We start from the raw sequence: 24,469 nt of genomic DNA on the forward strand, positions 1-24,469 counted from the left end.
AAAGACCGGTTTAGTGCGGAAAAATACGCCGAAGTGATACTCCCTTCTGGATTAATTCTCTAGCTCGTCTTGCCATAAGAAAACAATCTTTCTTTTCCTATGACAAGATACATTAGTAACAAAGGATTTAAGCCCTATTACTAATACTGCGCTGAGTTATAAGCAGCGGTAATAGTCCGGCTGATTTTTTCTGCAGTTTCAAATAAGAGTGGCAGAAATTCTTCCCGGACCGTGTTTTCACTAATACGACCGGCGTGGGCGGAACAGTTAATCGCAGCTATTACATTTCCTTCTCCATTTTGGATTGGTACAGCGATGGAACGGAGTCCTTCCTCGAATTGCTGGTCAACACCGCCCCACCCATTTTCCTGAACGGTTGCTAACACCTTTTTTAATTGTTCTTTATCGGTGATGGTATTGTTTGTAAATTGTTTGAAGCTTACTTTGTTTAAATAATCTTCAAGTTCGTCCTTTGGTAAAAACGCCAGCAATACATGGCCCATTGATGTGGCATAGGCGGGCAGGCGGGATCCGACTTCGAGATTGATCGTCATGATCCTTTTTGTATGAACACGAGCGACATATAAAATATCGGTACCATCCAGTATCGAAATAGAGCAGGATTCACCCGTTTTTGCGACAAATTCCCTCATGATCGGTTGGGCAATGTTCCATATGTTTTTGGAGGAGATATATGCATAGCCCAACGTAAGAGCGCGAGCTGCCAGTGAGAAACGGCCATTGTTTGATTCTACGAAGCCCAAGTATTCGAGTGTGAGCAGTATTCTTCTTGCAGTCGGTCTGCTAAGCCCGGTAATCTTAGCTGCTTCACTTATAGTGAGCGAAGGTGTTTCCTGTGAAAAAGCCTGAATCACTTTGAGTCCGCGGTCAAGGGATTGAATATAATCACCAGACTGTTCGAAAATGTCGGAATTTTTTATTGACAAAATTAGAACCCCCTATGATAAAATAAAGTTGTGTACGAATACTATAATATTGTACGTATATCGTACAACATCTTAAGGGATCTTGCAATCACATAAACAGAATGAGGCCTTAATCGCTAACCCTAACTATTCGTTAAAATGTATGCGATTACATAAGCTTATTGTGCCTCAGCAACTATTTTAAACTAGTAAAAAATAGGAGGAATTGATGATGGTAGAAACTCAAGTAAAGAATCAACGTGTATTGGAAGTGTACGAAAGCTTTGTCAAACACTTGAAAAACTTTTTGGATGAACAGCAGCTTAACCATGAAGAGTACTCGAATTTCGTGAAATGGGCAGACCGTCTTGGTCGAAGCGGTGAGGTTCCCCTGTTTTTAGATGTGTTCGTTGAAACCCATGTACTGGAATCCAAGTACAAGGATGCGCCTGGAACTCAGCCATCACTGCTTGGGCCATACTTTGTGGAAGGAACCCAGTTATTGGAACAAAAACCATTTGTAATTCCGCAGCGTCCGGATGAAGCGGGAGATAAGCTAATTTTTCGGGGCAATGTTACCTCAGTGGATGGAAAGCCATTAGCCAATACAAAGGTTGAATGGTGGCAGGATGATAATGACGGATTGTATTCAAATTTCGACTCCCCTGCACCTGCATTTAACCTTAGAGGCCATTTTTATACAGATGAGAATGGGGATTTTGAGGTCCATTCCATCGTTCCGATTCCTTATCAGATTCCGACGAATGGGCCGACAGGCGAGTTCGTCCGTGCGGCAGGTTACCACGCGTACCGCCCGGCTCATATTCATATGATGTTTATCCAGGAGGGGTATGAAACACTGATTACCCAAGTGTTCTTTGAAGGGGATCAGTGGCTGGAAACTGATGTAGCGAAGGGTGTCCGTTCTTCGTTATTAACCAAGCTCCATCAAGTTGGTGACCACAAAGAAGCTTCACTGGATTTCGTCCTTCGCCCTTTATAAAAAATAATATACTAGGACCGTCGGGAAATATCCCGATGGTCTTTGTTTTCAGCCATTAAAAACTGGTTGACGATTTATTATGTGAAATATCTCATTTTAATAGATTAATTTTATTGTAACGTAGTATACGAATAAAGTAACAAGGTAAGTTTTACGTACAAATGGTTGGGTTAGTCATTAACTAAAGCGGGGTGTTATTGTAAATGGAACTCTGTAAGTTGAGAGTTAATGGTAATGATATTCAAATCGCAGATTATTACGGAACAAAAGGCACTATCATTGCTATTCATGGATTAACAGGTACACATAAAAATATGCATTATTACGCGGAGAAGTTTAAAGGGGACTACCGTATTATTGCGGTCGACCTAAGAGGGCGAGGCAATAGTGCGGAAACAGATAGGGAAACTTCGATATTCAAACATGCTGAGGATATCATTGCTTTGATAAAGGAACTTCAAATTGAAAATCCGATTTTGTTGGGGCATTCAATGGGTGCTTTTATCTCCGCTATTATCGCTAGTAAATTAGCTTCTGTTAAAGCAGTGATATTACTCGATGGTGCTGCCAAAATGTCTGATAACCAGCGGGCCATTGTCCAGCCTTCACTCGGACGTCTCAGCAAGGAATATGAATCCAGGGAGCACTACGTGGCTGAGATTAAAAGCATTTATCATAATTTAGGCATTGTTTGGAATGAAACGCTCCAGCAAACAGTCGAATATGAGGTGGGGCCTGTCGGTGGCCACTGGGAAAATAAATCTAATGAGGAAAGAATACTTGCAGATTTTAACAGCTTTTATACATACAATCCTCAAGAAATCAGCTCACGGATTGAATGTCCTGTTCTGCTTGTTTATGCCAAAGGAAATATCGGGGCAATGCCGCCTCTGTTTAATTTAAGTGATTATGAAGAAACACAGGAATATACAAAGCATCTGAAAACCGTTGTGTCAGACTGCAATCATTACACCATGGTATTCGAGAATAGAGACGATATTAATCAATATATCGAAACGTTTTTAAGTGAAATTGAAAATTAATAGAGTTACAAATGCAGACAACAAGAAAGGTGGATGATGGAAGTGAGTAAGGGATTGGCTTATTTTAAAGAAGTTTATGATGAAGTGCCAGGCTGGGTACAGAAAATGCATGATTATAGTCCAGGCGTATTGGATCATTATACGGGAATTCGCAGTGAAATCATGCAGGATGGTACTCTCTCCAGAAAAGAAAAAGACGTCCTCATTGCCGTGATGAACGCTGCGAGACTCTATCCACGCAGCATGCTCTACCATACCAAGGGGGCTATTGATTTTGGCTCAACGATTCCAGAGCTCGCTGAGTATTTTCTGATGTCCTATTTGTACGGGGGAATCTCTTCCCTTAAAGTATCGCTTCAGGCCCTTTCATACGCCCTTGAACTTAAAGGCACGGCCGTACAGCAACCCGCAACGGAGCCACAGACAATCAATGAGGTGCTGAACATCATGATCGATTGGATGGGCGATGAAGATAGCAGCTTTGTGAAGGACGCTTTGGAAGTGATCCAGACGAATGATCCTGCCAAGATTGAAAAAAAGCTCCTTTCTGACGGCAACGTATCAACGAGACTGAAACACCTTAGCATGGTGGGTAACTATATAGCACAGCTAAGGGGGGAAGAAGCGGTTGAATGGATTGAAAAGGCGAGACAGGCTGGAGCAACAGAAGCAGATTTGGCAGACATTGGCTATATCTGCATTTTAACAGCAGGAATTCCTTCTTGGTTTGAGCTTAGTGACTCATTAAAACAGGCTGGGCAATAATCTTCGAATGGAGGGAAAGGTATGTCTAAAATTAAACAACAAGTTGAAGATGCGTTATTATGCGTGAAATCAGGCCAAACCATCTTAGTTGGGGGCTTTGGCCTGATTGGCGCCCCGCTAACACTGATTGACGGCCTTACCAAAAAGGATGTTAAGGAACTTACCATTGTTAGCAATAATTTGGGTGAATCAGGTAAGGGACTGGGAATCCTGCTCAATCAAAATAAAATCAAAAAAGGGATCGGTTCCTATTTTACAAGCAATCGGGATGTTGGTGACAAATACCAAAAAGGTGAAATTCAGCTAGAATTGCTCCCGCAAGGAACCTTGGCAGAATCACTGCGGGCAGGCGGCGCTGGACTGGGTGGTTATTACACCACCACTGGAGTGGGAACCAATCTGGCAAATGGAAAGGAAGAACGTGATATAGATGGTGTGACCTATCTATTTGAAAAAGCAATACGTGGGGATGTCGCGTTGATCCGTGCCCATAAAGCAGACCGGTTGGGGAATCTCGTTTACTATAAAACAGCACGCAATTTCAATCCGCTTATGGCAACGGCCGCAAAAACGGTTATAGTCGAGGTTGATGAAATTGTTGAACCAGGTCAGCTGGACCCTGAAGAAATTGTCACTCCACACCTTTATATCGATTCCATCATTTTGGCTCAACAAATCCTTACAAAGGAAGGAGTGGTAGCGAGATGAGTACACAATTAAGCAAACAGGAATTACAGCATCTTATTGCAAAGCGTGTTGCCAAGGAGCTTAAGGGGCCTTGTACCGTTAATTTGGGAATTGGAATTCCGACCCTTGTCGCTGAATATCTGGATGATGACCAGGTCTATCTTCATACAGAGAACGGACTGCTTGGTGTCATGGATGTTGAAGAGGATAAAATTGACCCCAATCTCGTAAATGCTGGAAAGTTGCCCGTAGGCGAAGCAATCGGTTCATCATTTTTCAATAGTGCGGATTCGTTTGCGATGATTCGCGGAGGGCATGTGGACGTTGCCATATTGGGAGCCCTTCAGGTAGATGAAAGGGGGATTATTGCCAATTGGGCCGTTCCAGGAAAGAACATTATGGGTGTCGGCGGTGCGATGGATTTACTGGTGGGGGCCAAAAAGGTGATAGTGACTATGAATCATACTTCTAAGGACGGTCAAAGCAAGATTTTAAAAGAATGTACCTATCCGATCACTTCAACCCGATCCGTCGATATGATCATTACCGAATTAGCTGTATTCAAGGTTGAGGATAAACAACTAAAGCTGGTTGAACTTATGCCAGGGGCCAGCATTGAAGAGGTACGGGAGAAAACAGAGGCCAATTTTATCGAGTAGGGAGCAGTTGATAATGAAAATCCATTCAGTTGATGTTTTTATAGTAGATTTACCAACAGTCCGTCCGCATCAGCTTGCCATGCATACCATTGTCACACAAACAATTGTTGTCGCCCGCTTAAAGGATGACGAGGGGCGTGAAGGCTGGTCAGAGGTAGCGACGATTGGGGGGGCTTCTTATGGGGAATCGACTCCGGAAGCGATAAAAGTAAATATCGACAGGTACATTACTCCGATTGTGATAGGCAAGGAGCCGGTTCACTTTGACAAAATCATGTACGAGGTTAGCAAACATGTAAGAGGTAATTATTTTGCCAAAGCATTAATCGAAGCGGCCATTATTGACTTGGCAGCGAGGGCCAAAGAGGTTCCAGCGTATGAGTTGTTTGGCGGGAAAATTCACTCCTCCTTACCAGTCGCATGGACGCTGGCAAGCGGAGATACAGAAAAGGACATTGAAGAAGCAAAAGAATTACTTGGTCAGAGACGCCATAACATTTTCAAGTTGAAGATTGGAAAAGGTGACCCTAATAAAAATGTTGAACATGTTTTAAAGATTAATAGTGCAGTTGGAAACGAGGCAAGGATTACGGTAGATGTGAATCAGGCATGGGATGAGGATACGGCAAATTACTGCATTGCTGCCTTGCAGGATGGCGGAATCTCGATGGTAGAACAGCCTCTGCCGACATGGAACCATGAAGGAATGGCACGCCTTACGAGCCGCTTTCGAGTTCCCATTATGGCAGATGAAGCCGCGAATACAGTTCAGGATGTTTTCCAAATTGCCAAACACCGGGCTGGAAATTCCATTGCATTGAAGGTATGCAAAGCGGGCGGACTGACGCAGACAAAAAAAGTAGCTGCCATTGCTGAAGGCTCAGGGCTTGGATTGTATGGAGGCACAATGATTGAATCAAGCCTTGGGACAGCAATTTGCGCCCAGCTTTATTCCACACTTCCAGAGCTGAAATTTGGAACAGAGTTATTCGGACCGCTGCTTTTTAAAGACAACCTGACATTGAATAACATTACATACGAGAACTTCGAGATCGTCATCCCGGATGGTCCTGGATTCGGCATGGAAGTCGATAAAGAAAAACTAAAGCACTATACAAGGGAATAATGTTTGGATAAGGGAGAGATAAAAGTGAAAAACGTGGTAATTGTCGATTCCGTTCGTACAGCAATTGGCAAGCTTGGCGGCAGCCTGGGAAATGAAACAGCCGATTATCTCGGATCCCATGTCATCGGTGAATTGCTTCAACGTACTGGATTAAACGCAAATGAAGTGGAAGAAGTGATTTTGGGCCAGGCAAAACAAAGCGCTGATGCGTCTAACTTAGCGAGGGTTTCCATGCTCCGTGCGGGCATACCGGAAACCGTTCCCGGCTATACCATTCACAGGCAATGCGGCTCAGGCGTTCAGGCAGTTAATTCTGCCGCCCAGCAAATTCAAGCTGGCATTTCCGATATCATTATTGCTGGGGGAGCGGAATCTATGAGCACCGCTCCATATTACGTAAATGCTGTGCGCTTCGGAACGAAATCGGGAGATGTGTCTTTGAAGGATCCGAATACGGCCAGCCAGCCAGGTTCCCAGCCGAGGGAAATCTATGGGGAGTTAAATATGGGAACCACGGCAGAAAACGTGGCAGAAAAATATAAGATTTCGCGTGAGGAACAGGATGAATTTGCCTTAAGAAGCCAGGAAAAAGCCAAAGCTGCCACATCCAAGGGTTACTTTGAAAAAGAAATCACAGCGTATACATTAAAGTCCAGAAAAGGGAATGTTGAATTCAAAGTTGATGAACATCCACGTGAAACAAACATGGAGAAATTATCAGCATTAAGACCAGTGTTTAAACAAGGAGGAACGGTGACCGCCGGGAATGCGAGCGGAAGGAATGACGGCGCTGCCGCCTTGCTGGTCATGTCGGAAGATGAAGCATTAAAACGAGGATACAAACCAAAAGCACGCATCGTTGCCCAGGCTGCAGCCGGCTGTTCACCTGAGTTGATGGGAATGGGGCCGGTTAATGCAACTTTGAAGGCATTGAAGCAAGCGAATTTAAAGATAAATGATCTGGATGTTGTAGAATTGAATGAAGCATTTGCTTCACAAGCAATTGCTTGTATCAATGAACTACACCTGGATATAAATAAAGTGAATCCTAACGGTGGAGCCATCGCTATGGGACATCCTATTGGTGCAACAGGTGCCATCCTTTTTACAAAACTGGTACATGAGCTTGAAAGGACCGGAAAAAAATACGGGCTTATTACCTTATGCATCGCAGGTGGAATGGGGATAGCGACCATTATTGAAAATATCCAAGTATAATACAGATGTATCTACATAAAACGCAGAGCAGAAGATTAACACGTTATTTGTGACTTCTGCTTTTTGTTTTTTTATTTCAGGCCGCATAGTTGCTAAAGGCAGCATAAGACGGGTCCATAAACACTTTTAGCCCTGCATTTCCAAACTTGGTTTTAACTATTTTTTGGCTATATCCATTTCGGCTATTTCCGGAATGGTCACCTTCATTGCTTCTTGTAGCCCAAGTGAATGTCAATTTCAGCTTTAAATACAAGTTGAATGGTACCTTTGGAACAGATCCTTCAACTTTTCCCGAATGTCTTCACCGTCCGACAATCTTTTGCTAATTCTTTAGCCAGCAAGTTTGTTTCGTTTTGCATAAATGACCACTCCTTAATGGCAATTTTAACCATCCGCACAAAACTTCTTACATCCTCCTTCTCCCTAACAAGTTCCTTAACATCTTGTTCGTTTTTTCAGGACTGCCTCCCCATATTCCTGCTGGGTAATAATTTCACTCGCAAGCAACTGTATAGCCTCAATTTCTGTTGTTCTATTTTGGTGATATGTTGACTTACAGAATACGAAATTCATCAGGGGTTTACATGACCTTTCATCATTTCAACAACTTTGGGTAAAACCTGTTTCGCTTCTATTATATCCGTGTAAAATTCCTTTTTTACTTCATCGGAAATTCCCCAATCATCTGGTATCGAGTATATTAATTCCCTAACCAAATCATTATTGAAGTTTACGATTTTATTAAGATAAAATGTTAGTTCCTCTTTATCATCCAACATAGACATACACCAATTATGAACAACTGAAAGTTTTAACCTCTTAGGGTTATTTATAATTTCCAATAATGTGCTTTTGCGTGGGTAGCAATTTCCATGGTCTATCATATGGATATAAAAATTAGGCTTTGGACTAGGCTGTAATAAAATATTGCTTGCATCTCTATCCTCATTTCTCAGCCAAAAGTCAAATACAACAATGCCTGCCAGCATTTCTCGGTTTATTACTTGTTCTTTATTTGGTTGAAACCATAACCCTGAACAATTCTCTATATACAAACTTGCAAACTGGTTGCCATGTTTAAATTGAAAACTATCCAGCTTGTTTTCGGTAATAAATTCCTTCGGTACATAAACAATTTCAAAAGGAATAGTCGGAAGACCTAAATGCTGGGCCAGCAAGGTACCAACATATTCAGACATTAACATTCTGTTACCTTGTGGATTATTTTTAAATTTCACCAAATACTCTTTGCCGTTATTCATAAATATTATTTGAGGCTGTGATTGGGCAATCTCACTGCGCCCTTTTTTATTTACAGGCCTCATATACTTTATGGGAGAAAGCTTATTTTCGTTTGACATGAGATCTCCTTAAAGATTTTTTGACTTAAATAACGTTAATCTTTTTGTGTAATATTCGAGCGAAAACATTTGTTACTTTCCTGAAATAAATTTAATTGATTACCATTTTTCTATAGTAAAACACTGTTTATGAAATTCAGGAATTGTTAGGAAAAAATAACCTGATTGCATTAAACTCTCAATTATATTAGGGATGGAGTGAACAGTAGCATCTCTCGGGCCACTTCCAAATTTATCACCGTCATGCAGTAGTACGATGCTATCAGTCATTGTGTTTTTTAGAACACGGCTTTCAATCAACTTTTTTTCAGGTAAAGACCAGTCCAAGCTATCCACAGTCCATAATACCGACTTCATCCCGGAATCCTGAATAACCCTAAAGGAATGGTCATCTATCTTTCCATACGGCGCACGAAAGATTATTGGTTCTTCGCCGATTATATCTTTTATGACCAAGCTGGTTTTTTGGATCTGGCTAGACAGCTCTTTTGCTGGTATATCGGTAATTACAGGATGATTCCACGTATGGTTTCCTATTACATGGTTTTGACTATTTATCCGTTTGACGATTTCAGGATAGTTTTTTACTGCTTCACCCACAACAAAAAAGGTCGCTTTAATATTATAGGTCCCCAAGATGTCAAGAATCTGATTTGTGTATGGGGAGGGGCCATCATCAAAGGTAAGTGAGACGAATTTAGGTTTACTGTTTACCATTATAAACACCCTGTCTTTGCAAAATTAATATCTATCCTATGCTTGTTATTTCTTTTTTGAAACAGCATTTATCACGACTTCCATGCAACATGTACATAGTCATATGTTTGTTTTTCTAAAACTACATAACTGTTGCTTGCATAAAAAAAGGGTGAATTACAGTGGGAAACATAGTGGCCGGTTCTACCTTCAATACATAAGCTATATATATGTAAAACCATGTCATTGGTAAAAAAACACGGATGAGCACGGGGAATAAAATAAATCTCACACTTTATGATGATTTTAAATTTGAATGAAAGGAGAAATGTGATGGTATCGATAATCACATGCACGAAAAGGCCACAGTTCATTGACAATGTCTTTGAAAATTACCAAGCACAGGAGTGGAAGGATAAAGAATTGATCGTCATTTTAAACAATGACGAAATGAACCTTGGGGAATGGTCAGCAAAAGCTCAATTATATGAAAACACCACTGTATATCAATTGCCAGAAACCACGTCGTTGGGGGCTTGTCTGAACTTGGGAATAGAAAAATCCAAGTATGATTATATAGCAAAATTCGATGATGATGACTATTATTCTCCAAGTTTCCTTACTGAGGCTTTGGATGCGTTGCTCAAGACTCAATCCGATGTTGTAGGTAAATTATCTTCTTATATGTTTTTTGAGGATAAACAACTGATCACGGTTCATATGCCTGGTTATGAGAATATGTATCTTCCGAAGGATCAGAATCTGAAAGGTGGAACTCTTGTTTTTAGGAAAGCTGTTTATCAGAAGGTAAAATTTTTAGACTTAAACTGTGATGAAGATGATCATTTTACAGAGGATTGCAGGAGACATGGGTTTAAGTTATATGTCACTGACAAAAACCATTTCGCCTATATACGAAGGGATAATCCGAATCATCATACTTGGAAACAAGAATTTGATCAAATAATAAAACATTGCAGCGAGCTAATACCAACTACCGATTATAAAAGAATCGTTTCCCCATAAAATAAAGAGCCTTAAACAGAATGCCCGCTCCCCCATTTCTCGATGTAACGCCTCAGATTGGTAAAAAGGGACAAGAATGATGAATTTGTTATTTGTATAGCAAATTTATAACCCTATCAAAATAAATATGTAAAAATCCCCTTAACTAATTTGAAAAACAGACATTATTTTCTGACAATACATCCGGAAATTTATTCTATCTGGACTAATTGATTTAATTGTCATCAAACAATTCCGCTAGCTATGTTATGAATTATAATAAAGAAGGACTGTAACCGGAGTCGTGTTCGACCTAGCCGATGGCATAAAACCAGAGGGGGCGGCCCATAAATAATCTATTCCGATTTTGGGACTTTTTTTTGGAGCTTACTCCTGACAATCCGCACTTTACTGAAAGAATTAAGTAGCAATAACAAACAAACCCTTTACGTCAAAATACCAGGTTCCGTGAGACTCGTTTAGTGGAAGGTCATATGCTCAAATGGATTATAATGTTAGAGGAAACCACAACGTATATTATTAGGGGCATAAGTTATGCCCGTAATAACTGTGAAATTGGCAAAAGGTAGAACCGTTGAACAAAAACAGCAGTTTGTTGAAGCAATCACATTAGAAACAGTTAAAACATTGAACGTAAAAAAAGAATGGGTAACGGTTATATTTGATGAATATGAAGGGGGAAATTGGGCATCAAGCGGGAGTTGCATTCCATAAAGTTTCGTGAAGGATTTGGCAAGCAGGATACAGAGCAAAAATAATTCCTCTATCACGCGCCAATATCTTTTTTTGGATTTCGGGAGGATTTTCCCCTTGAATACATAATTCAATTAATAAGATGGAAAAGTGCCCGGGGGAGAGTAAAATGAGAGATGGCGGACTGAATTGGTGGGTCTTAACTCTGGTCATCATAGCCGGAGTGGGGGTGGGGCTAAATATAAATTCACCTCATATGGCTTTTACACAACAAAGAACAATGATTTCTCCCGAAGAACCAAAAAGCCAGGATCTGGATACATATGCCAAACAAGTACTTGATGAACTGATGTATGAGTCATTTGGAGGGGGAGTTATTGATTACGAAGCCAGTTGGTATGATAGTATCGCGGAAAGTGGAATAATTGACAAAAATGGTGAAAGGGTTGTTGTTCTCCGGTCACGAGGGGATGGGTATGATAAACAAGCAGAAAAATATGCCCTGACCGTAAGGGAGCAGTTCTTGGATGATCCGAAGATAAATGGCTCCAAAGTGGTCTTAATTAAAAGGGCAGGTTCTGAAATAATACTTGAACTTGACCGAGAGGACTAATAATGTTTAACCATAAACAGAAGTTGATTTTTCCTGCGAGTTTTTGGTAATTCATAGACAGATAGGCCCTTCCGAACGATTCCCAACCCGGTTTCGAAAGAGCAACCTGTCCCTTCCGAATGATTCGAAACTTGGTTTCGAAAGGGAGCTGCCCTTCCGAATGATTCGTAACCATGTATCGAAAGGGTACCCTGGCAGTTCCGAACATTTCGGAAGGTCCATCCGAAGCAGCTCTCTTTTTAATGATCAATTTGAAAATTTAATAGTAAGTTCAACAATCTCAGATTGGCTTCCAATTTGCAACGGAGGACCCCAGAAACCATACCCGGAACACGCGATGGAGTGCAAGCTTCCCTTCTTTGCATATCCCCAGTCATTCTCATAAATCCATTTGGTCATTGTGAAAAAGGTTTTTTTCGCGATAGGAGTGTAGGATAATCTGGGCGTAGGCGGCATCCATGGCGGCCCGCTTGATATCCTTCCGCTAAATGCAACCCAAAAGACAGCCAACAAAGAGCCTTCAGGAATAATCTTGGAGGCTCTTTTACTGGGTGAGGTATGATTTGGATAGGGCTTGGAACCTCAAAACGAACATACTAATCATGATAATTTCGGAAACAGGAGGATTCAGTATGGAAACAAAAGCGGCCATAACGTTTTGGAACGGGGAGCCTTTTGAAATTACGGAAATAAAAATTGATGAACCTAAAGCAGGTGAGGTGTTAATCCGGCTTGTTGGCACAGGAATTTTCCATACGGATATTCTTGCACAAAACCAAGCTTATCCTGTCCCTCTTCCAGCTGTTTTGGGGCATGAAGGTGGCGGTGTGGTAGAGAAAGTCGGGTTAGGGATCACACACATTGAACCTGGTGATGATGTGGATCTCGATACAATCCTCTTCGAAAGAAACCTGAATGGGTTTCTGATGGGAGAAGGGGTACCGCAAATTTATATATCCCTAAGTTGATTGAACTTTACAAGAAAGGGAAATCACCCTTTTGACAAATTAATTAATTACTATACCCTGAATCAAATAAATGAAGCAATCGAGGATATGAAAAAGGAAACCACGATTAAACCTATTCTAAAGATTGGGCATTAAATTGGACAATTACCTTTACTGGCTGGATGCTGTACAAGGTATTGGACGCAAAATCAGAAACTTCCAACCTTTCTGTTTTCTGACAATCACGGGCGCTTGCAAACAGTTCTTCTTTTATAAGTACAAGCATATGATAAATTGTATTCATATGATCATGTAAATCCGCTTCAATTGACGGTGAAAGTTCTGTGCCATATAATGAATATATAATATGAATGTTTCCATTAAGGGGAGTAGCTGATACAGCAAAGTCGTCAGTCCGGGATGTTAATCCTCGGCTTTGTTGGCAACTCAGGTTGTTAGCGAGACCTTGCCGTTTATTTGGCTAGGTCTTTTATTCGTCTAGGGACGTTATGGCCAGGAAAACGGTTGTAACGTCCCTTTGTGTTTATTTCAAATTGCATTCCTATGTGAAAGGAGCTGGGATATATGCTTGGATATAACATCCTGGCAGAAAGTGTTAAAATGAGCTTGGACAAAAACAGAGTTACTCTTACGGCATTTGATGAGTCTTTAGAGTTAATCGGGAAGGGAAGAAGCGCCTATGTTTTCAGAATTCGCAAAACCGATAAAGCCTTAAAGGTGTTTTTCCCGCACCATACCAATGTGGCACGTGAAGAAGCTGAAATCTATAAAATGCTCCAGGACATTTCTTATTATCCGACTCTCTATGATTCAGGAAGAAATTACTTAGTCATCGACTTCATAGAAGGACAAACGCTTTTTGAATGCCTGGTTAACGGTACACATGTCAGCCAGGATCAGATTAAAGAAATCGACCATGCCTTACATTTAGCGCGACAAAAAGGCCTTAATCCTTCAGATATCCATTTGCGGAATATTTTTATCACTTCAGAACAAGAAATCAAAGTCATTGATGTGGCAAGGTTCAGGCAGACAAAGCAATGCAGGCAATGGAAAGACCTTAAATCGGCTTTTTACAAAGCCTATGTGAAACCGTTCTTCCCGAAAAAAATACCTGCATCTGTACTAAATCTGATTGCGGCTTTGTATAAGAAGAGCCTGAATCCGAATGTCGCCCTTGGAGATTCTAAGTAATCAAAAATTATAAATGGGAGGAAGTTCTCGATGAAAAGGATCTTGACCATGTTTGGATTATTATCAATGCTTTTGTTGGGTGGATGCGCGATTCTTGAGGAGGCCAACAATTCATTGGATTATGCGGATAAAGCGACCACGTATCTAGATAAGGCAAGCAAATTTGCCGAGGATGTACCACAGATGGCAGAGGATGCCGTTACAAATCAGGAAGCCAGGAAAAACCTGGAGACTGAACTTATCGCCATGAAAGAGGAAATCAAAACCTTTAATGAAACAAAAGCCCCGTCCATCGCAGAAGACATTCATAATCAAATAACCGAGTATAATGAAAAATTAAACAGCGGCATCGATTCTTATTTGAAAAACATCGAAAACGGCAAGTGGGATCCGGCCCTCCTGCAGGATTCCGAGATTATGAAGACAGTGAATGAACTGACAAGCCTTATAGACAAGATTGAGAATCTGGGGTCATAGACCGAAGCAAACAATCACTTCTTTTTTAGGAAGTGATTTTTTTTGGCACAAAAGAAGTCTATGCAAGCGAATTTAATAAAACAATCTTGAAGTTTACGTTAACGTAAATGCTAATATGTAATTAAAATAACTCGGTAATGGTGGGTTTACGCATTCATGTATACAATTTCAGAATTGGCAAAAGAGTTTAACCTGACAACAAGGACAATCCGTTATTATGAAGAGCTTGGGCTGATAAACCCCAAGCGTTCAGAAAGCGGCAATCGAATATATACGAGGAAGCACCATGCACAGCTGAAGCTGGTCCTGCGGGGCAAGCGTTTTGGATTTTCTTTGGATGAAATTAAAGAAATGGTCCTTCTGTTTGACAAAGACCGGACCGGAGAGAAGCAGCTGCAACGCACGATTGAATATGGGAACCAAAAATTGGGGGAGGTGAACCAGCGGATAAAAGAACTGAATGAAATAAAAGCAGAAATTGAGGAACTCTTGGCCGATTTTACGATGAAACTTGATTCCATAAGGAGTGTAAAGAAATGAATATTTCTGGGCTCGATGGGAAACTGGCACCTTATAAGATTCCGAAGCTTTATGAAAAGGTCGATGCCTTGCCTCGCAATGCGACCGGGAAAATTCTTAAGCAAGTGTTGCGAAATCCGAAGCAGGAGGTGTAACCATATGAATTTTTATAAAGAAGACAAGCAGCTGCAGGAATTGTTGAAGGAATTATTGGATGGCGATTTTTTTCAATATGCTGATCGGGAGCTTGGGGAATTCGGGGAAAAGTGTGCGGGGGAAATTGATGAGCGTGCAAGGTTTACCGACAGGGAAGGCCAGCCGAAGCTAATCAAGTATAATGCCTACGGGGAGGATATTTCGGAGATTTGGGTGAATGAAGGGTACCGGAAAACAGTGCAGCAAACATACAATACCGGAATAGTCGGCTTTGTGCATAAAGTGATTCCGGAGCTTCAGAAAAAGGGGAATTATATATACTCTTATGCCCAGGGTTATCTGCTTTCCCAAACTGAACCGGGGTTTTACTGTCCGGTTACCTTAACGATGGCTACGGCCTATTTGTTGGATCAGTATGCTGATGATGAAGTGAAAAATCGTTTCCTGCCGCATGTTGCTTCAACAGGAGAGGTGCCTCTTTATGAAGGGGCAACATTTTTAACAGAGCGGCAGGGAGGTTCGGATGTAGGTGCCAATGAAACAAAAGCTGTCTTTAATGGTTCCGGATATCGGCTGTTTGGCGAAAAATATTTTGCTTCCAATGCCGGGATGTGCGGCGTTGCGATGGTATTGGCAAGAAAGGAAGGAGCGCCTGGCGGAACCAAAGGGCTGACTCTTTTTGCCGTTCCATGGCGAAAGGAAGATGGAAGCCTGAACGGGATCAAAATACGCCGGTTGAAGGATAAGCTGGGGGTTCGGGCTGTTCCATCTGCAGAGGTCGAGTTTGAAGGGGCAGAAGCGTTTGTTGTCGGGGACCCCGCTAAAGGCTTTTACTACATGATGGAAGCTCTTAATCTGTCCCGTGTCTGTAATACAATAGCTTCCCTGGGCATCATGCGCCGGGCATTGCAGGAAGCGAAACACTATGCGTCCAATCGAAGCTCATTTGGCCATAAGCTTACTGATTTCCCGATGGTAAAGGATACATTGTCCAGGCTTGCGGTTAAACATGAAATTGAAACACGGACTGTTTTTAAGTACCTTCCGTTATTTGAGAAAGTCATGAATAGCCGTGATTCCGTCAGCAAAGAAGAGGAAGTGCTGAATCGGTTATATATCGCACTCTTGAAAAAGGAGACGGCAGAGCAGGCCATTACCTTCTCGCATGAAGCCATCGAAATGCACGGGGGCAATGGCTACATTGAAGACTTCATTGTTCCCCGGCTGCTCCGTGACGCCCAGGTGCTGACGGTTTGGGAAGGTACCGCCAATATTCTAGGATTGGAAGTTTTCAGGCTTATCCAAAAATTTAACGCACATGAATTGTTTATTATGGAGATGACGGAACGCCTTCAGGCAGTAACCCAGAATTATGAAGGCTGGACCACTCCGGTTGAAAATGGCATCCATGAACTGAAAGTATTGTTATCGTTCCTGGGGAAGGCATCCTCAAACCATCAGACCTTCCATTCAAAAAAAACGGCGAAACTTATGGTGGACATTCTGGAAAGTATCGTAGCCCTGGAATATGCCGCTTCTGGAAATGAGCGGGCCCGAAAGGTAATGGAGGTTTTCATCGAAGAAACATGGGGCGAATCACATATATTTAATGATAGAATGCGTACAGTTGAATACTTTGGCCAAATAGTCATGAATCATATTGAAATACCGAATTGATATTTGTGAAAGGGCTGTTTTTAAGTTAACTTTAGACTTGAGACAGCCTTTTTATCCTCTATTATGTCGATTCCCCAACTTTCTCTCGATTTTGAAAACCCTCTTATTATTACATGTCATAAATCATTGCCATGAGCAGTATTTTATTATAGGGACGCTTGCTGCAAGCTGGACGTATGTAGGAAGCGAAGATAATTCGACCATCATTTACGGAGAAAAAGTAATCCTGCGGCTGGAAGAACATCCCGACTATTCGTTGGTTGTACAATATAAAAATGGTGAAACCGTAAACTATGAATTAGGGAAAATCCAATCAAATGATGAGGGCGGGCAGAGCAGTTCCCGCGTTATCGACGAGTTTGTCGCAAGCATCGTCCGCGCTAGAAGCGAACGAAACAAAATCCATTGTCCATGTCGACGTGGAAGAAGTATCTCTTTCATAAAAAGTGAGGTGCCGGGCATGAATAAATTGCGGATAGGCCTGATAGGTGTAGGTGGAATTGCCACGACTAGGCACATTCCCACCTTGCTGAAACTGGCCGACCGAGTAACAATTGTGGCTGTAAGTGATATTGATGCCAATAGGGCAAGTTCGGTTGCAGCCGCGTTTAACATTCCGAAAGCCTATCAAAACTATGAAGAAATGTTTCATGAGATTGATGCCGTTTTTATTAGTACACCTAATAAATTCCATGCAGAGATAACAATTGCGGCCATGACCGCGGGGCTTCATGTATTCTGTGAAAAACCCATGGCGCTTACAAGTGCTGAATGCGAAGCGATGGTTTCTGCTTCAAAGCAGGCAGGGAAAATTTTATCAATCGGTTATCATTACCGGTTTATGAAGGAACCCAAAGGTGCAAAAAGAATCATGGCGTCTGGAGCAGTTGGTAATCCTCTTGTAGTCAGGGTCCAGGCGATTAGACGGAGAAAGGTTCCTGGATGGGGAGTGTTTACGAATAAGGAGCTTCAGGGTGGAGGCAGTTTAATCGATTATGGATGCCATCTATTGGACCTTTCCCTTTGGCTGATAGGCCACCCCGAGCCGGTAGAAGTAATGGGAACTGCCTACAATGCCTTAAGCCGCTCGCCGGGACAGGTTAATCAATGGGGGAGCTTTAATCCGGACACCTTTGAGGTAGACGACCATGTGACCGCATATATTAAATTTGCCGGCGGGACTTCGCTGTTACTGGAAACTTCATGGTCCAATAATATTAAAGAGGATGTTATCGAAAATGTAAGCATTTCCGGGGAAAAGGGAGGACTTGATGTTTTTCCGTTGACTGTCAACTATGCAAAGGAAGGAATGCTTTTTAATAGCGAAGCTGCCTGGATTCCAGGAGAGGAAGACCCGAGTCTTCCACAGGCAGAAAACTTCATTAATGCTTGCCAGGGTTTGGAAGAGCAGCTCGTAAAGCCGGAGGAAGCGTGGAAGGTTAGTGCCATCATTGAAAAAATTTATGAAAGCACCAATCTTGGTACAAGTGTAAGGTTTTAAACGATGGGGAAGGATGATTGATCTACGATGAAACTAGGAGTTTTTACAGTCTTATTTGCGGACAAACCCTTTGAAGAAATGCTGGATTATGTGAAAGCTGCCGGTGTTGCTGCAGTAGAAATTGGAACCGGCAACTATCCTGGAAATGCGCATTGTGACCTTGATGGCTTGCTTTCAAGCAAAGACAAGCGTGATGAATATATGGATAAAATCACGTCGCGCGGCTTGGCCATCAGCGCTTTTAGCTGCCATGGGAATCCACTTTCTCCCGACAGGGATTTCGCCAAGACATCCCACGAGACCTTTGTAAAGACCGTGCAGCTTGCAGAGCTGTTACAGGTCCCTGTAGTCAACTGCTTTTCGGGAACGGCCGGTGACCATGAAGGTGCTAAATATCCGAACTGGCCTGTTACCCCCTGGCCAAACGAATATGGAGATGTGCTGAAATGGCAATGGGAAGAAAAACTGATTCCCTATTGGAAAGAATGGGGGCAGTATGCTAAGGATCGTAATGTGAAAATCGGGTTAGAGCTGCACGGAGGATTTTTGGTCCATACGCCGTATACCCTTTTGAAACTTAGGGAACAGACTTGTGATGCGATAGGAGCAAACCTGGACCCGAGCCATTTATGGTGGCAAGGGATCGATCCGGTTGCCGCAATTAAAATACTTGGAAAAGAAAATGCAATCCATCATTTCCATGCGAAAGATACATATATCGATCAGGAAAACGTCAATATGTACGGATTAACCGATATGCAGCCATATGGGGAAGTGAAAACCAGGGCTTGGACATTCCGGTCTGTCGGCTGCGGCCATAGCAACCAGGAATGGTCCAATATGATGAGCGCCCTGCGTACTTTTGGGTACGACTATGTAGTAAGCATTGAGCATGAAGACCCGTTAATGTCGATTGAAGAGGGCTTCAAACGCGCGGTGGCTAATCTGCAATCGGTTCTAATTCACCAACAGCCATCCTCCATGTGGTGGGTCTAATATAATCAGGTTTAAGTAAGGAGGGTTCCCAATTTCGGAAACCCTTCTTTTATTTTAAATTTTTCCATTAGGATTTTTTGTTAAATAACCGTAAAAATCTTTGATTCTATCACATCCTGTAGAAAAATAGTAAAGGAAAGTATATAATGGAAAAAAATACATAAAGGTTCAGGCTTTTATACTACTCAATGAAAATAACAGTTATCAACTTTTGCACCATGGCCTGAGCTCCGCAATAGGGGGAGAATAATGAAGAAAAGTATCGTTTTATTGTTTACTATTTTTCTGACATTGGCATTTGGCTCAGGGGCATTTGCTTCTGAAAATGGCGATGTTGAAGAGGCATTAATGATCATTGATGAAACCAACGCTACAATAGATGCCGAAATCGATAAGGCAGTTGCAGAAGCTGATCAACTTCAACAGGAATATTTTGAAGACATTCAATCTGTTGAAGGTGCGGATGTGATTATTTCATTAAGAGAAGAACAAACAAGCCTAGAAGCACAGCTGTCAACTGAAACAGATGCTGATGCAACGGCAGTTATCAAGGAAAGATTAGCTGCCATTGACGCACAAGTAATCGAGGAAGAAAACAAATTGAGTGAGCAATCCGACTACTTTACGGAACGAACTGCTGAATTCCATACTGAGTTAGACCAGCTTATCCATGAATTGGATATCCTTACAAGAAACATGACCGCTAAAGCAATTGAAAAAGCAGCTGAACTTGGAGTTACCGCTGAGTGTGAATGGAAGTTGGTTAAGATTGCACATCAGTGGGTTTGGATTGATCCGATTAGGGTGGTAGGAGCTTAAAAATACTTATGACAGTATTTTCTTTATAAGTTATAATATAGAAAAAAAGGATTCTTTTCGATGGAGAATCCTTTTTTTATTTCCGACATAAGGAGAATATTAAGTGGAAGGACTAACAATTTCAAAAAAAGGAAGCCCTTTAGATATAGTTCACCAATATTCTAATGAGCTTAGTTTATTGGCACGTGACAACGGAGTAGATATCATGTTGCAAACTGTCTATAAAGATAAGCTGTTTTATGTTTATCCTAGTGAAAAGGCCGAAGTGTTTGAATTTATTTTTATTTTAAACGGAGAAATGGAATATGAACACAACGGGCAAAAAACAACACTTGTAGCCCATGACTCCTTCACCGTTAAAGGGTTAAAAGAACCAATTTACTTTTCAGCTAAAACAGATGTAACCTACCTGTGGGTAATTACAGAACCGATATTTCAACATTTAAGTCAAGATCACCAAAATTTAACCCATATAGCGAAACAGGTGGAGAGTAAGGACCGTTATACATTTAAACATAGTGAAAGGGTTGCTACTCTTTCAGTTAAAATAGCGAAACTTCTAAAGTTACAGTCTAGTCTGGTTGAACAACTATTTCTAGCTGCTGAACTGCATGATATCGGTAAAATCAATGTACCTGTTGAGATATTAAACAAACCTGGAAAGTTAACGAAAGAAGAGTTTGACATAATCAAAAGACACCCGAGGGACGGAGCGGACATGCTAAGAGGAACGGTCTACAGCAATTTAGCAGAAATAATAGACCAGCATCATGAGCGCTTGGATGGATCGGGTTATCCCAAAGGACTCAAAGGCAATGAAATTTTACTGCCGGCAAAGATAATCGGAGTATGTGATTCCTTTGACGCAATGACTGACGATCGGGCATATCGAAAGGGGAAAACTGCACAATTCGCGATTGACGAGCTGAAAAGTTTAGCGGGAATAAAATATGATGTTGCACTAGTTAAAGCGCTTGAAAAGGTTTTAAAGGATGAAGGAAAGATAAAGTAGGATAATGATTTCCCCTACTAACCAAGACTTGCAGACGCCAAAAGGTTTCTGCTTTTTTTATTCCCCGAAGCCTGTTATTGATTATTCTTCCCCCCGAATTTCATAAATTTAAAAATGGTTTTACTAATTTTTCTGTTATAATAACTATATATTCAAAAAATTTAGATTTATAAAAATTGAGTTAAGGAGGTTGACTCTTGGAAATTTCAAATTCTATTGCCGTTGTTACTGGCGGGGCATCGGGGTTGGGGGAAGCCACGGCCAAAAATATCATCGGAAAAGGCGGCAAAGTCCTTATCGTGGATATGTCTGAAGAAAAAGGTAAGCGCTTGCAAGAGGAATTAGGACTGTCTGTTTTATTTGTGCGGGCTGATGTAACAAAAGGGGAAGATGTAGAAAATGCCTTAAATCAGGCCATTCAAAGATTTGGTTCCATAAACACCGTTGTAAATTGCGCAGGGATAGGGATTGCAAGAAAAGTGCTAAGCAAAAAAGGGCCGCATGACCTGGAGTCGTTTTCAAAAGTGATTTCGATCAATTTGATTGGCAGTTTCAATGTAATCCGTCTTGCTGCCGAAAAAATGGTACATAACGATGAAAATACAGAAGGGGAAAGGGGGGTAATCATCAATACGGCATCGGTTGCTGCCTTTGAAGGGCAAATTGGACAGGCGGCATACAGTGCATCCAAGGGTGGAATCGTAGGGATGACTTTGCCGATTGCAAGGGAGCTGGCCTCAAGCGGAATCAGGGTTATGTCCGTGGCCCCTGGATTATTTCACACGCCTATGTTTGACTCGCTGCCTGAAGAAGCACGGGTTTCACTTGGCAGAACTGTACCGTTTCCTTCAAGGCTTGGATATCCTGAAGAGTATGCAAAATTAGTGGAAAGCATTATTGGAAATCCGATGCTGAACGGGGAAACAATCCGCCTGGATGGGGCTATCCGCATGCAGCCAAGATAAATGAAATATCACAACCCGATGGTGAGGAGAATGTACAATGGGGCATCTGTTTTTAACCGAAGAGCATAATATTTTTCGCAAATCATTGAGGAAATTTCTTGATAAAGAAGCATATCCATTTTATGACCAATGGGAAAAAGAAAGGATGATTCCGCGCTCCTTCTGGGAAAAGCTTGGGGAACAGGGCTTTCTTTGTCCTGATATTGATGAACAGTATGGCGGGTCCGGTGTTGATTGGGGATTTGCCGCTGTCATTAATGAAGAGCTGGAGCGGGTAGGGTCCGGCCTTGTAGGTGTAGGCCTGCACAATGATATTGTCGTTCCATACATCACTGCGTATGGAACAGAAGAGCAAAAGCAGAGATGGCTTCCCAAGTGTGCGACCGGTGAGATCATTACAGCAATCGCCATGACAGAACCGGGTACAGGTTCGGATCTTGCCAGCATAAAAACAACCGCAATTCTTAATGGGGACCACTATATATTAAAAGGCCAAAAAACGTTCATCACAAACGGGATCCAGTCGGATTTAATCATTGTTGCCTGTAAAACAGATCCGAACGCGGTGCCTAAGCATAAAGGAGTAAGCCTGATTGCGGTCGAAAGGGATACACCTGGTTTTTCAAGGGGCCGGAAGCTGGATAAGGTAGGTTTGCATTGCCAGGATACGGCGGAATTGATTTTCGAGGATTGCCGCGTGCCAAAGGAAAACCTGATTGGTGCAGAAGGAAAAGGCTTTACATACCTTATGGAAAAACTTCAGCAGGAGCGCCTGGTCGTGGCAATTGCCGCCCAGGTTGCCGCGGAAGACATGCTGGAGATGACACTCGATTATGTAAAGTCGAGGGAAGCTTTCGGCAAACCGATTGGGAAATTCCAAAATACCCAGTTTAAAATAGCCGAAATGGCTACGGAAATTGAAATGGGGAGGGCGTTCCTGGATCAGCTCATTGCCAGCCATATTGCAGGGGAGGATATCGTGACCAAGGTTTCGATGGCAAAATGGAAGCTGACTGAGATGGCAAGGGAAGTGGCGGCACAGTGCATGCAGCTTCACGGTGGCTACGGATATATGGAAGAGTATAAGATTGCTAGAAGATATCGCGATATTCCCGTGGCAAGCATTTATGCGGGCACTAATGAAATCATGAAAACCATCATTGCCAAAAACCTTGGTTTGTAAAAACTATTGATAATAGAGAGGAAGATTCCATGCGTGAGGTAGTAATCGTTGAAGGGCTTCGTACACCTGTCGGGAGAAAGAACGGCGTCCTTAAAGACATCCGCCCTGACGATTTAGCGGCAGAGGTATTAAAAGAATTAGTGAATCGCACCGGAATCAAACCCGAAATAATCGATGATGTTATCCTTGGCTGCGTTAGCCAGACAGGTGAACAGGCGGGTGACATTGCGAGGGTGGCAGCATTAATAGCCGGATATCCGATTGAGGTTCCGGGAACTACTGTGGACCGCCAGTGCGGGTCAAGCCAGCAGGCAGTCCATTTTGCGGCACAGGCCATCCTTTCCGGCGATATGGATGTTGTCGTGGCAGGCGGTGTAGAAAGTATGACCCGTGTTCCGATCGGATCCTCCTATCAAGGAGCTGGATTAAGTGAAAAATTGACAAACCAGTATGAAATGATCCATCAAGGCGTGTCAGCCGAACGAATAGCCGAAAAGTACGGTATTACCCGACAAGAATGTGACCAATTCTCCTTGGAAAGCCATCAAAAAGCCTTGCGTGCGCAAGCGGAAGGATATTTTGACCGGGAAATCATACCGGTAACCGGAACACTTGCTGATGGCAGTTCTGCTGAAATACGCCAAGATTCCGGACCTAGGAAGGAGACTTCCCTTGAAGCACTGGCCGGGCTAAAGACGGTATTTAAAGAAGACGGGCTTATTCATGCAGGCAATTCCAGCCAGATCAGCGACGGGGCAGCAGCCCTTTTATTGATGGAACGAAAGAAGGCGGAAGAGCTTGGATTGAAGCCGCGTTTTAAGGTGCATACAAGAGTGGTGGTCGGTTCAGATCCAACTTTGATGTTGACAGGACCGATTCCGGCCACAAAGAAGGCGCTCGAAAAGTCAGGGTTGAGTATTGATGATATCGATATTTTTGAAGTGAATGAGGCGTTTGCGCCAGTGGCCCTCGCCTGGATTCAAGAGTTAGGTGTGGACCGTGAAAAGCTCAACCCCAATGGAGGTGCCATAGCGCTAGGACATCCGCTTGGCGGCAGCGGTGCTCGTTTAATGGTCACGATGATGCATGAATTGGAACGGACAGGAGGGCGTTATGGACTGCAAACGATGTGTGAAGGGCATGGCATGGCCAATGCGACCATTATCGAACGTATAGGGTAAACAAT

The 24,469-nt window shown here is 42.3% G+C and carries 27 protein-coding genes and 1 pseudogene; 23 read left to right on the forward strand and 5 right to left on the reverse strand.

What is annotated here, in order from left to right; all coding sequences use genetic code 11:
* Nucleotides 1–140: 140 nt before the first annotated feature.
* Nucleotides 141–947 carry an IclR family transcriptional regulator gene (locus D0466_RS13530; RefSeq protein ID WP_117323089.1) on the reverse strand — a complete coding sequence of 269 codons (807 nt, stop codon included), beginning with the start codon at nt 945–947 and terminating at the stop codon, nt 141–143.
* A 208-nt stretch (nt 948–1,155) separates the two neighbouring features.
* Between D0466_RS13530 and D0466_RS13535 the strand changes: the two genes are divergently transcribed.
* The 7 genes from D0466_RS13535 to D0466_RS13565 all read left to right on the forward strand — a co-directional run bounded on the left by D0466_RS13535 (nt 1,156) and on the right by D0466_RS13565 (nt 7,427).
* Entirely contained in the window at nt 1,156–1,929 is a 774-nt protein-coding gene (locus tag D0466_RS13535) for a dioxygenase family protein (RefSeq protein WP_117323090.1), read from the forward strand.
* A gap of 203 nt (nt 1,930–2,132) precedes the next feature.
* Nucleotides 2,133–2,972 (forward strand): alpha/beta fold hydrolase, encoded by an 840-nt coding sequence (locus D0466_RS13540; protein WP_117323091.1) that lies wholly within the window; start codon nt 2,133–2,135, stop codon nt 2,970–2,972.
* Between the two features lie 42 nt (nt 2,973–3,014).
* Nucleotides 3,015–3,737: a carboxymuconolactone decarboxylase family protein gene (locus D0466_RS13545; RefSeq protein ID WP_117323155.1), complete on the forward strand. Its 723-nt coding sequence runs from the start codon at nt 3,015–3,017 to the stop codon at nt 3,735–3,737.
* A gap of 21 nt (nt 3,738–3,758) precedes the next feature.
* A complete protein-coding gene (locus tag D0466_RS13550; RefSeq protein ID WP_117323092.1) occupies nt 3,759–4,445 on the forward strand; it encodes a CoA transferase subunit A in 687 nt (228 codons plus the stop codon).
* The gene (locus D0466_RS13555; RefSeq protein WP_117323093.1) at nt 4,442–5,083 is read left to right on the forward strand and encodes a 3-oxoacid CoA-transferase subunit B; all 642 of its coding nucleotides are present in this window, start codon (nt 4,442–4,444) and stop codon (nt 5,081–5,083) included. The genes D0466_RS13550 and D0466_RS13555 overlap by 4 nt, the downstream gene beginning before the upstream one ends.
* Before the next feature lie 13 nt (nt 5,084–5,096).
* The gene (locus tag D0466_RS13560; protein ID WP_117323094.1) at nt 5,097–6,209 is read left to right on the forward strand and encodes a muconate cycloisomerase family protein; all 1,113 of its coding nucleotides are present in this window, start codon (nt 5,097–5,099) and stop codon (nt 6,207–6,209) included.
* 24 nt (nt 6,210–6,233) lie between these two features.
* On the forward strand, nt 6,234–7,427 hold the full coding sequence (locus tag D0466_RS13565; protein WP_117323095.1) for a thiolase family protein: 1,194 nt from the start codon (nt 6,234–6,236) through the stop codon (nt 7,425–7,427).
* A 112-nt stretch (nt 7,428–7,539) separates the two neighbouring features.
* Here D0466_RS13565 and D0466_RS23760 read toward each other — a convergent pair.
* The 3 genes and pseudogenes from D0466_RS23760 to D0466_RS13575 all read right to left on the reverse strand — a co-directional run.
* Nucleotides 7,540–7,786, reverse strand: a pseudogene (locus D0466_RS23760) (transposase); the annotation flags it as partial.
* 213 nt (nt 7,787–7,999) lie between these two features.
* Entirely contained in the window at nt 8,000–8,788 is a 789-nt protein-coding gene (locus D0466_RS13570; protein WP_117323096.1) for a HipA family kinase, read from the reverse strand.
* Between the two features lie 99 nt (nt 8,789–8,887).
* Entirely contained in the window at nt 8,888–9,505 is a 618-nt protein-coding gene (locus tag D0466_RS13575) for a polysaccharide deacetylase family protein (protein WP_117323097.1), read from the reverse strand.
* Nucleotides 9,506–9,781: 276 nt separating this feature from the next.
* On the opposite strand from D0466_RS13575, the gene D0466_RS13580 reads away from it, so the two are divergent.
* From D0466_RS13580 to D0466_RS13600, 4 genes are all read left to right on the forward strand, one after another.
* On the forward strand, nt 9,782–10,510 hold the full coding sequence (locus D0466_RS13580) for a glycosyltransferase (protein WP_117323098.1): 729 nt from the start codon (nt 9,782–9,784) through the stop codon (nt 10,508–10,510).
* 534 nt (nt 10,511–11,044) lie between these two features.
* Nucleotides 11,045–11,224, forward strand: a complete 180-nt coding sequence (locus D0466_RS13585; RefSeq protein ID WP_117323099.1) for a tautomerase family protein — start codon at nt 11,045–11,047, stop codon at nt 11,222–11,224.
* Nucleotides 11,225–11,372: 148 nt separating this feature from the next.
* The gene (locus D0466_RS13590) at nt 11,373–11,816 is read left to right on the forward strand and encodes a hypothetical protein (protein ID WP_117323100.1); all 444 of its coding nucleotides are present in this window, start codon (nt 11,373–11,375) and stop codon (nt 11,814–11,816) included.
* Between the two features lie 632 nt (nt 11,817–12,448).
* Entirely contained in the window at nt 12,449–12,784 is a 336-nt protein-coding gene (locus tag D0466_RS13600) for an alcohol dehydrogenase catalytic domain-containing protein (protein WP_117323102.1), read from the forward strand.
* A 112-nt stretch (nt 12,785–12,896) separates the two neighbouring features.
* Here the strand turns inward: D0466_RS13600 and D0466_RS22240 are convergent, their stop codons facing one another.
* Complete coding sequence (locus D0466_RS22240) at nt 12,897–13,067, reverse strand: hypothetical protein (RefSeq protein WP_158555908.1); 171 nt, start codon at nt 13,065–13,067, stop codon at nt 12,897–12,899.
* 281 nt (nt 13,068–13,348) lie between these two features.
* Here D0466_RS22240 and D0466_RS13605 point away from each other — a divergent pair, with 281 nt between their 5' ends.
* The 12 genes from D0466_RS13605 to D0466_RS13655 all read left to right on the forward strand — a co-directional run bounded on the left by D0466_RS13605 (nt 13,349) and on the right by D0466_RS13655 (nt 24,464).
* The gene (locus tag D0466_RS13605; RefSeq protein WP_117323103.1) at nt 13,349–13,978 is read left to right on the forward strand and encodes a protein kinase family protein; all 630 of its coding nucleotides are present in this window, start codon (nt 13,349–13,351) and stop codon (nt 13,976–13,978) included.
* A 30-nt stretch (nt 13,979–14,008) separates the two neighbouring features.
* On the forward strand, nt 14,009–14,455 hold the full coding sequence (locus D0466_RS13610) for a DUF6376 family protein (RefSeq protein WP_117323104.1): 447 nt from the start codon (nt 14,009–14,011) through the stop codon (nt 14,453–14,455).
* Between the two features lie 156 nt (nt 14,456–14,611).
* A complete protein-coding gene (locus D0466_RS13615; protein ID WP_117323105.1) occupies nt 14,612–14,995 on the forward strand; it encodes a MerR family transcriptional regulator in 384 nt (127 codons plus the stop codon).
* Nucleotides 14,992–15,129 carry a hypothetical protein gene (locus D0466_RS22245; protein WP_158555909.1) on the forward strand — a complete coding sequence of 46 codons (138 nt, stop codon included), beginning with the start codon at nt 14,992–14,994 and terminating at the stop codon, nt 15,127–15,129. The genes D0466_RS13615 and D0466_RS22245 overlap by 4 nt, the downstream gene beginning before the upstream one ends.
* Before the next feature lie 4 nt (nt 15,130–15,133).
* Nucleotides 15,134–16,807, forward strand: a complete 1,674-nt coding sequence (locus D0466_RS13620) for an acyl-CoA dehydrogenase family protein (RefSeq protein WP_117323106.1) — start codon at nt 15,134–15,136, stop codon at nt 16,805–16,807.
* Nucleotides 16,808–16,898: 91 nt separating this feature from the next.
* A complete protein-coding gene (locus tag D0466_RS13625; protein WP_325048726.1) occupies nt 16,899–18,308 on the forward strand; it encodes a Gfo/Idh/MocA family protein in 1,410 nt (469 codons plus the stop codon).
* Nucleotides 18,309–18,335: 27 nt separating this feature from the next.
* Nucleotides 18,336–19,304, forward strand: a complete 969-nt coding sequence (locus D0466_RS13630) for a sugar phosphate isomerase/epimerase family protein (protein WP_117323107.1) — start codon at nt 18,336–18,338, stop codon at nt 19,302–19,304.
* 249 nt (nt 19,305–19,553) lie between these two features.
* Nucleotides 19,554–20,123 (forward strand): hypothetical protein, encoded by a 570-nt coding sequence (locus tag D0466_RS13635; protein ID WP_117323108.1) that lies wholly within the window; start codon nt 19,554–19,556, stop codon nt 20,121–20,123.
* Between the two features lie 103 nt (nt 20,124–20,226).
* Complete coding sequence (locus D0466_RS13640; RefSeq protein WP_117323109.1) at nt 20,227–21,135, forward strand: HD domain-containing phosphohydrolase; 909 nt, start codon at nt 20,227–20,229, stop codon at nt 21,133–21,135.
* A gap of 197 nt (nt 21,136–21,332) precedes the next feature.
* Complete coding sequence (locus tag D0466_RS13645) at nt 21,333–22,100, forward strand: 3-hydroxyacyl-CoA dehydrogenase (RefSeq protein WP_117323110.1); 768 nt, start codon at nt 21,333–21,335, stop codon at nt 22,098–22,100.
* 37 nt (nt 22,101–22,137) lie between these two features.
* Nucleotides 22,138–23,283 carry an acyl-CoA dehydrogenase family protein gene (locus D0466_RS13650; RefSeq protein ID WP_117323111.1) on the forward strand — a complete coding sequence of 382 codons (1,146 nt, stop codon included), beginning with the start codon at nt 22,138–22,140 and terminating at the stop codon, nt 23,281–23,283.
* A gap of 29 nt (nt 23,284–23,312) precedes the next feature.
* A complete protein-coding gene (locus D0466_RS13655; RefSeq protein WP_117323112.1) occupies nt 23,313–24,464 on the forward strand; it encodes a thiolase family protein in 1,152 nt (383 codons plus the stop codon).
* The last annotated feature ends 5 nt before the right edge of the window (nt 24,465–24,469 follow it).

The sequence above is a fragment of the Peribacillus glennii genome (genome assembly GCF_003429105.1).
Classification (GTDB): Bacteria; Bacillota; Bacilli; order Bacillales; family DSM-1321; genus Peribacillus; species Peribacillus glennii.

Coding starts and splice junctions, on each gene's coding strand:
- D0466_RS13630 (WP_117323107.1), top strand. CDS start 18,336: ATGAAACTAGGAGTTTTTACAGTCTTATTTGCGGACAAACCCTTTGAA.
- D0466_RS13585 (WP_117323099.1), top strand. CDS start 11,045: ATGCCCGTAATAACTGTGAAATTGGCAAAAGGTAGAACCGTTGAACAA.
- D0466_RS13575 (WP_117323097.1), bottom strand. CDS start 9,505: ATGGTAAACAGTAAACCTAAATTCGTCTCACTTACCTTTGATGATGGC.
- D0466_RS13610 (WP_117323104.1), top strand. CDS start 14,009: ATGAAAAGGATCTTGACCATGTTTGGATTATTATCAATGCTTTTGTTG.
- D0466_RS13535 (WP_117323090.1), top strand. CDS start 1,156: ATGATGGTAGAAACTCAAGTAAAGAATCAACGTGTATTGGAAGTGTAC.
- D0466_RS13605 (WP_117323103.1), top strand. CDS start 13,349: ATGCTTGGATATAACATCCTGGCAGAAAGTGTTAAAATGAGCTTGGAC.
- D0466_RS13620 (WP_117323106.1), top strand. CDS start 15,134: ATGAATTTTTATAAAGAAGACAAGCAGCTGCAGGAATTGTTGAAGGAA.
- D0466_RS13615 (WP_117323105.1), top strand. CDS start 14,612: ATGTATACAATTTCAGAATTGGCAAAAGAGTTTAACCTGACAACAAGG.
- D0466_RS13580 (WP_117323098.1), top strand. CDS start 9,782: ATGATGATTTTAAATTTGAATGAAAGGAGAAATGTGATGGTATCGATA.
- D0466_RS13540 (WP_117323091.1), top strand. CDS start 2,133: ATGGAACTCTGTAAGTTGAGAGTTAATGGTAATGATATTCAAATCGCA.
- D0466_RS13650 (WP_117323111.1), top strand. CDS start 22,138: ATGGGGCATCTGTTTTTAACCGAAGAGCATAATATTTTTCGCAAATCA.
- D0466_RS22240 (WP_158555908.1), bottom strand. CDS start 13,067: ATGAATACAATTTATCATATGCTTGTACTTATAAAAGAAGAACTGTTT.
- D0466_RS13600 (WP_117323102.1), top strand. CDS start 12,449: ATGGAAACAAAAGCGGCCATAACGTTTTGGAACGGGGAGCCTTTTGAA.
- D0466_RS13590 (WP_117323100.1), top strand. CDS start 11,373: ATGAGAGATGGCGGACTGAATTGGTGGGTCTTAACTCTGGTCATCATA.
- D0466_RS22245 (WP_158555909.1), top strand. CDS start 14,992: ATGAATATTTCTGGGCTCGATGGGAAACTGGCACCTTATAAGATTCCG.
- D0466_RS13570 (WP_117323096.1), bottom strand. CDS start 8,788: ATGTCAAACGAAAATAAGCTTTCTCCCATAAAGTATATGAGGCCTGTA.
- D0466_RS13560 (WP_117323094.1), top strand. CDS start 5,097: ATGAAAATCCATTCAGTTGATGTTTTTATAGTAGATTTACCAACAGTC.
- D0466_RS13635 (WP_117323108.1), top strand. CDS start 19,554: ATGAAGAAAAGTATCGTTTTATTGTTTACTATTTTTCTGACATTGGCA.
- D0466_RS13555 (WP_117323093.1), top strand. CDS start 4,442: ATGAGTACACAATTAAGCAAACAGGAATTACAGCATCTTATTGCAAAG.
- D0466_RS13655 (WP_117323112.1), top strand. CDS start 23,313: ATGCGTGAGGTAGTAATCGTTGAAGGGCTTCGTACACCTGTCGGGAGA.
- D0466_RS13550 (WP_117323092.1), top strand. CDS start 3,759: ATGTCTAAAATTAAACAACAAGTTGAAGATGCGTTATTATGCGTGAAA.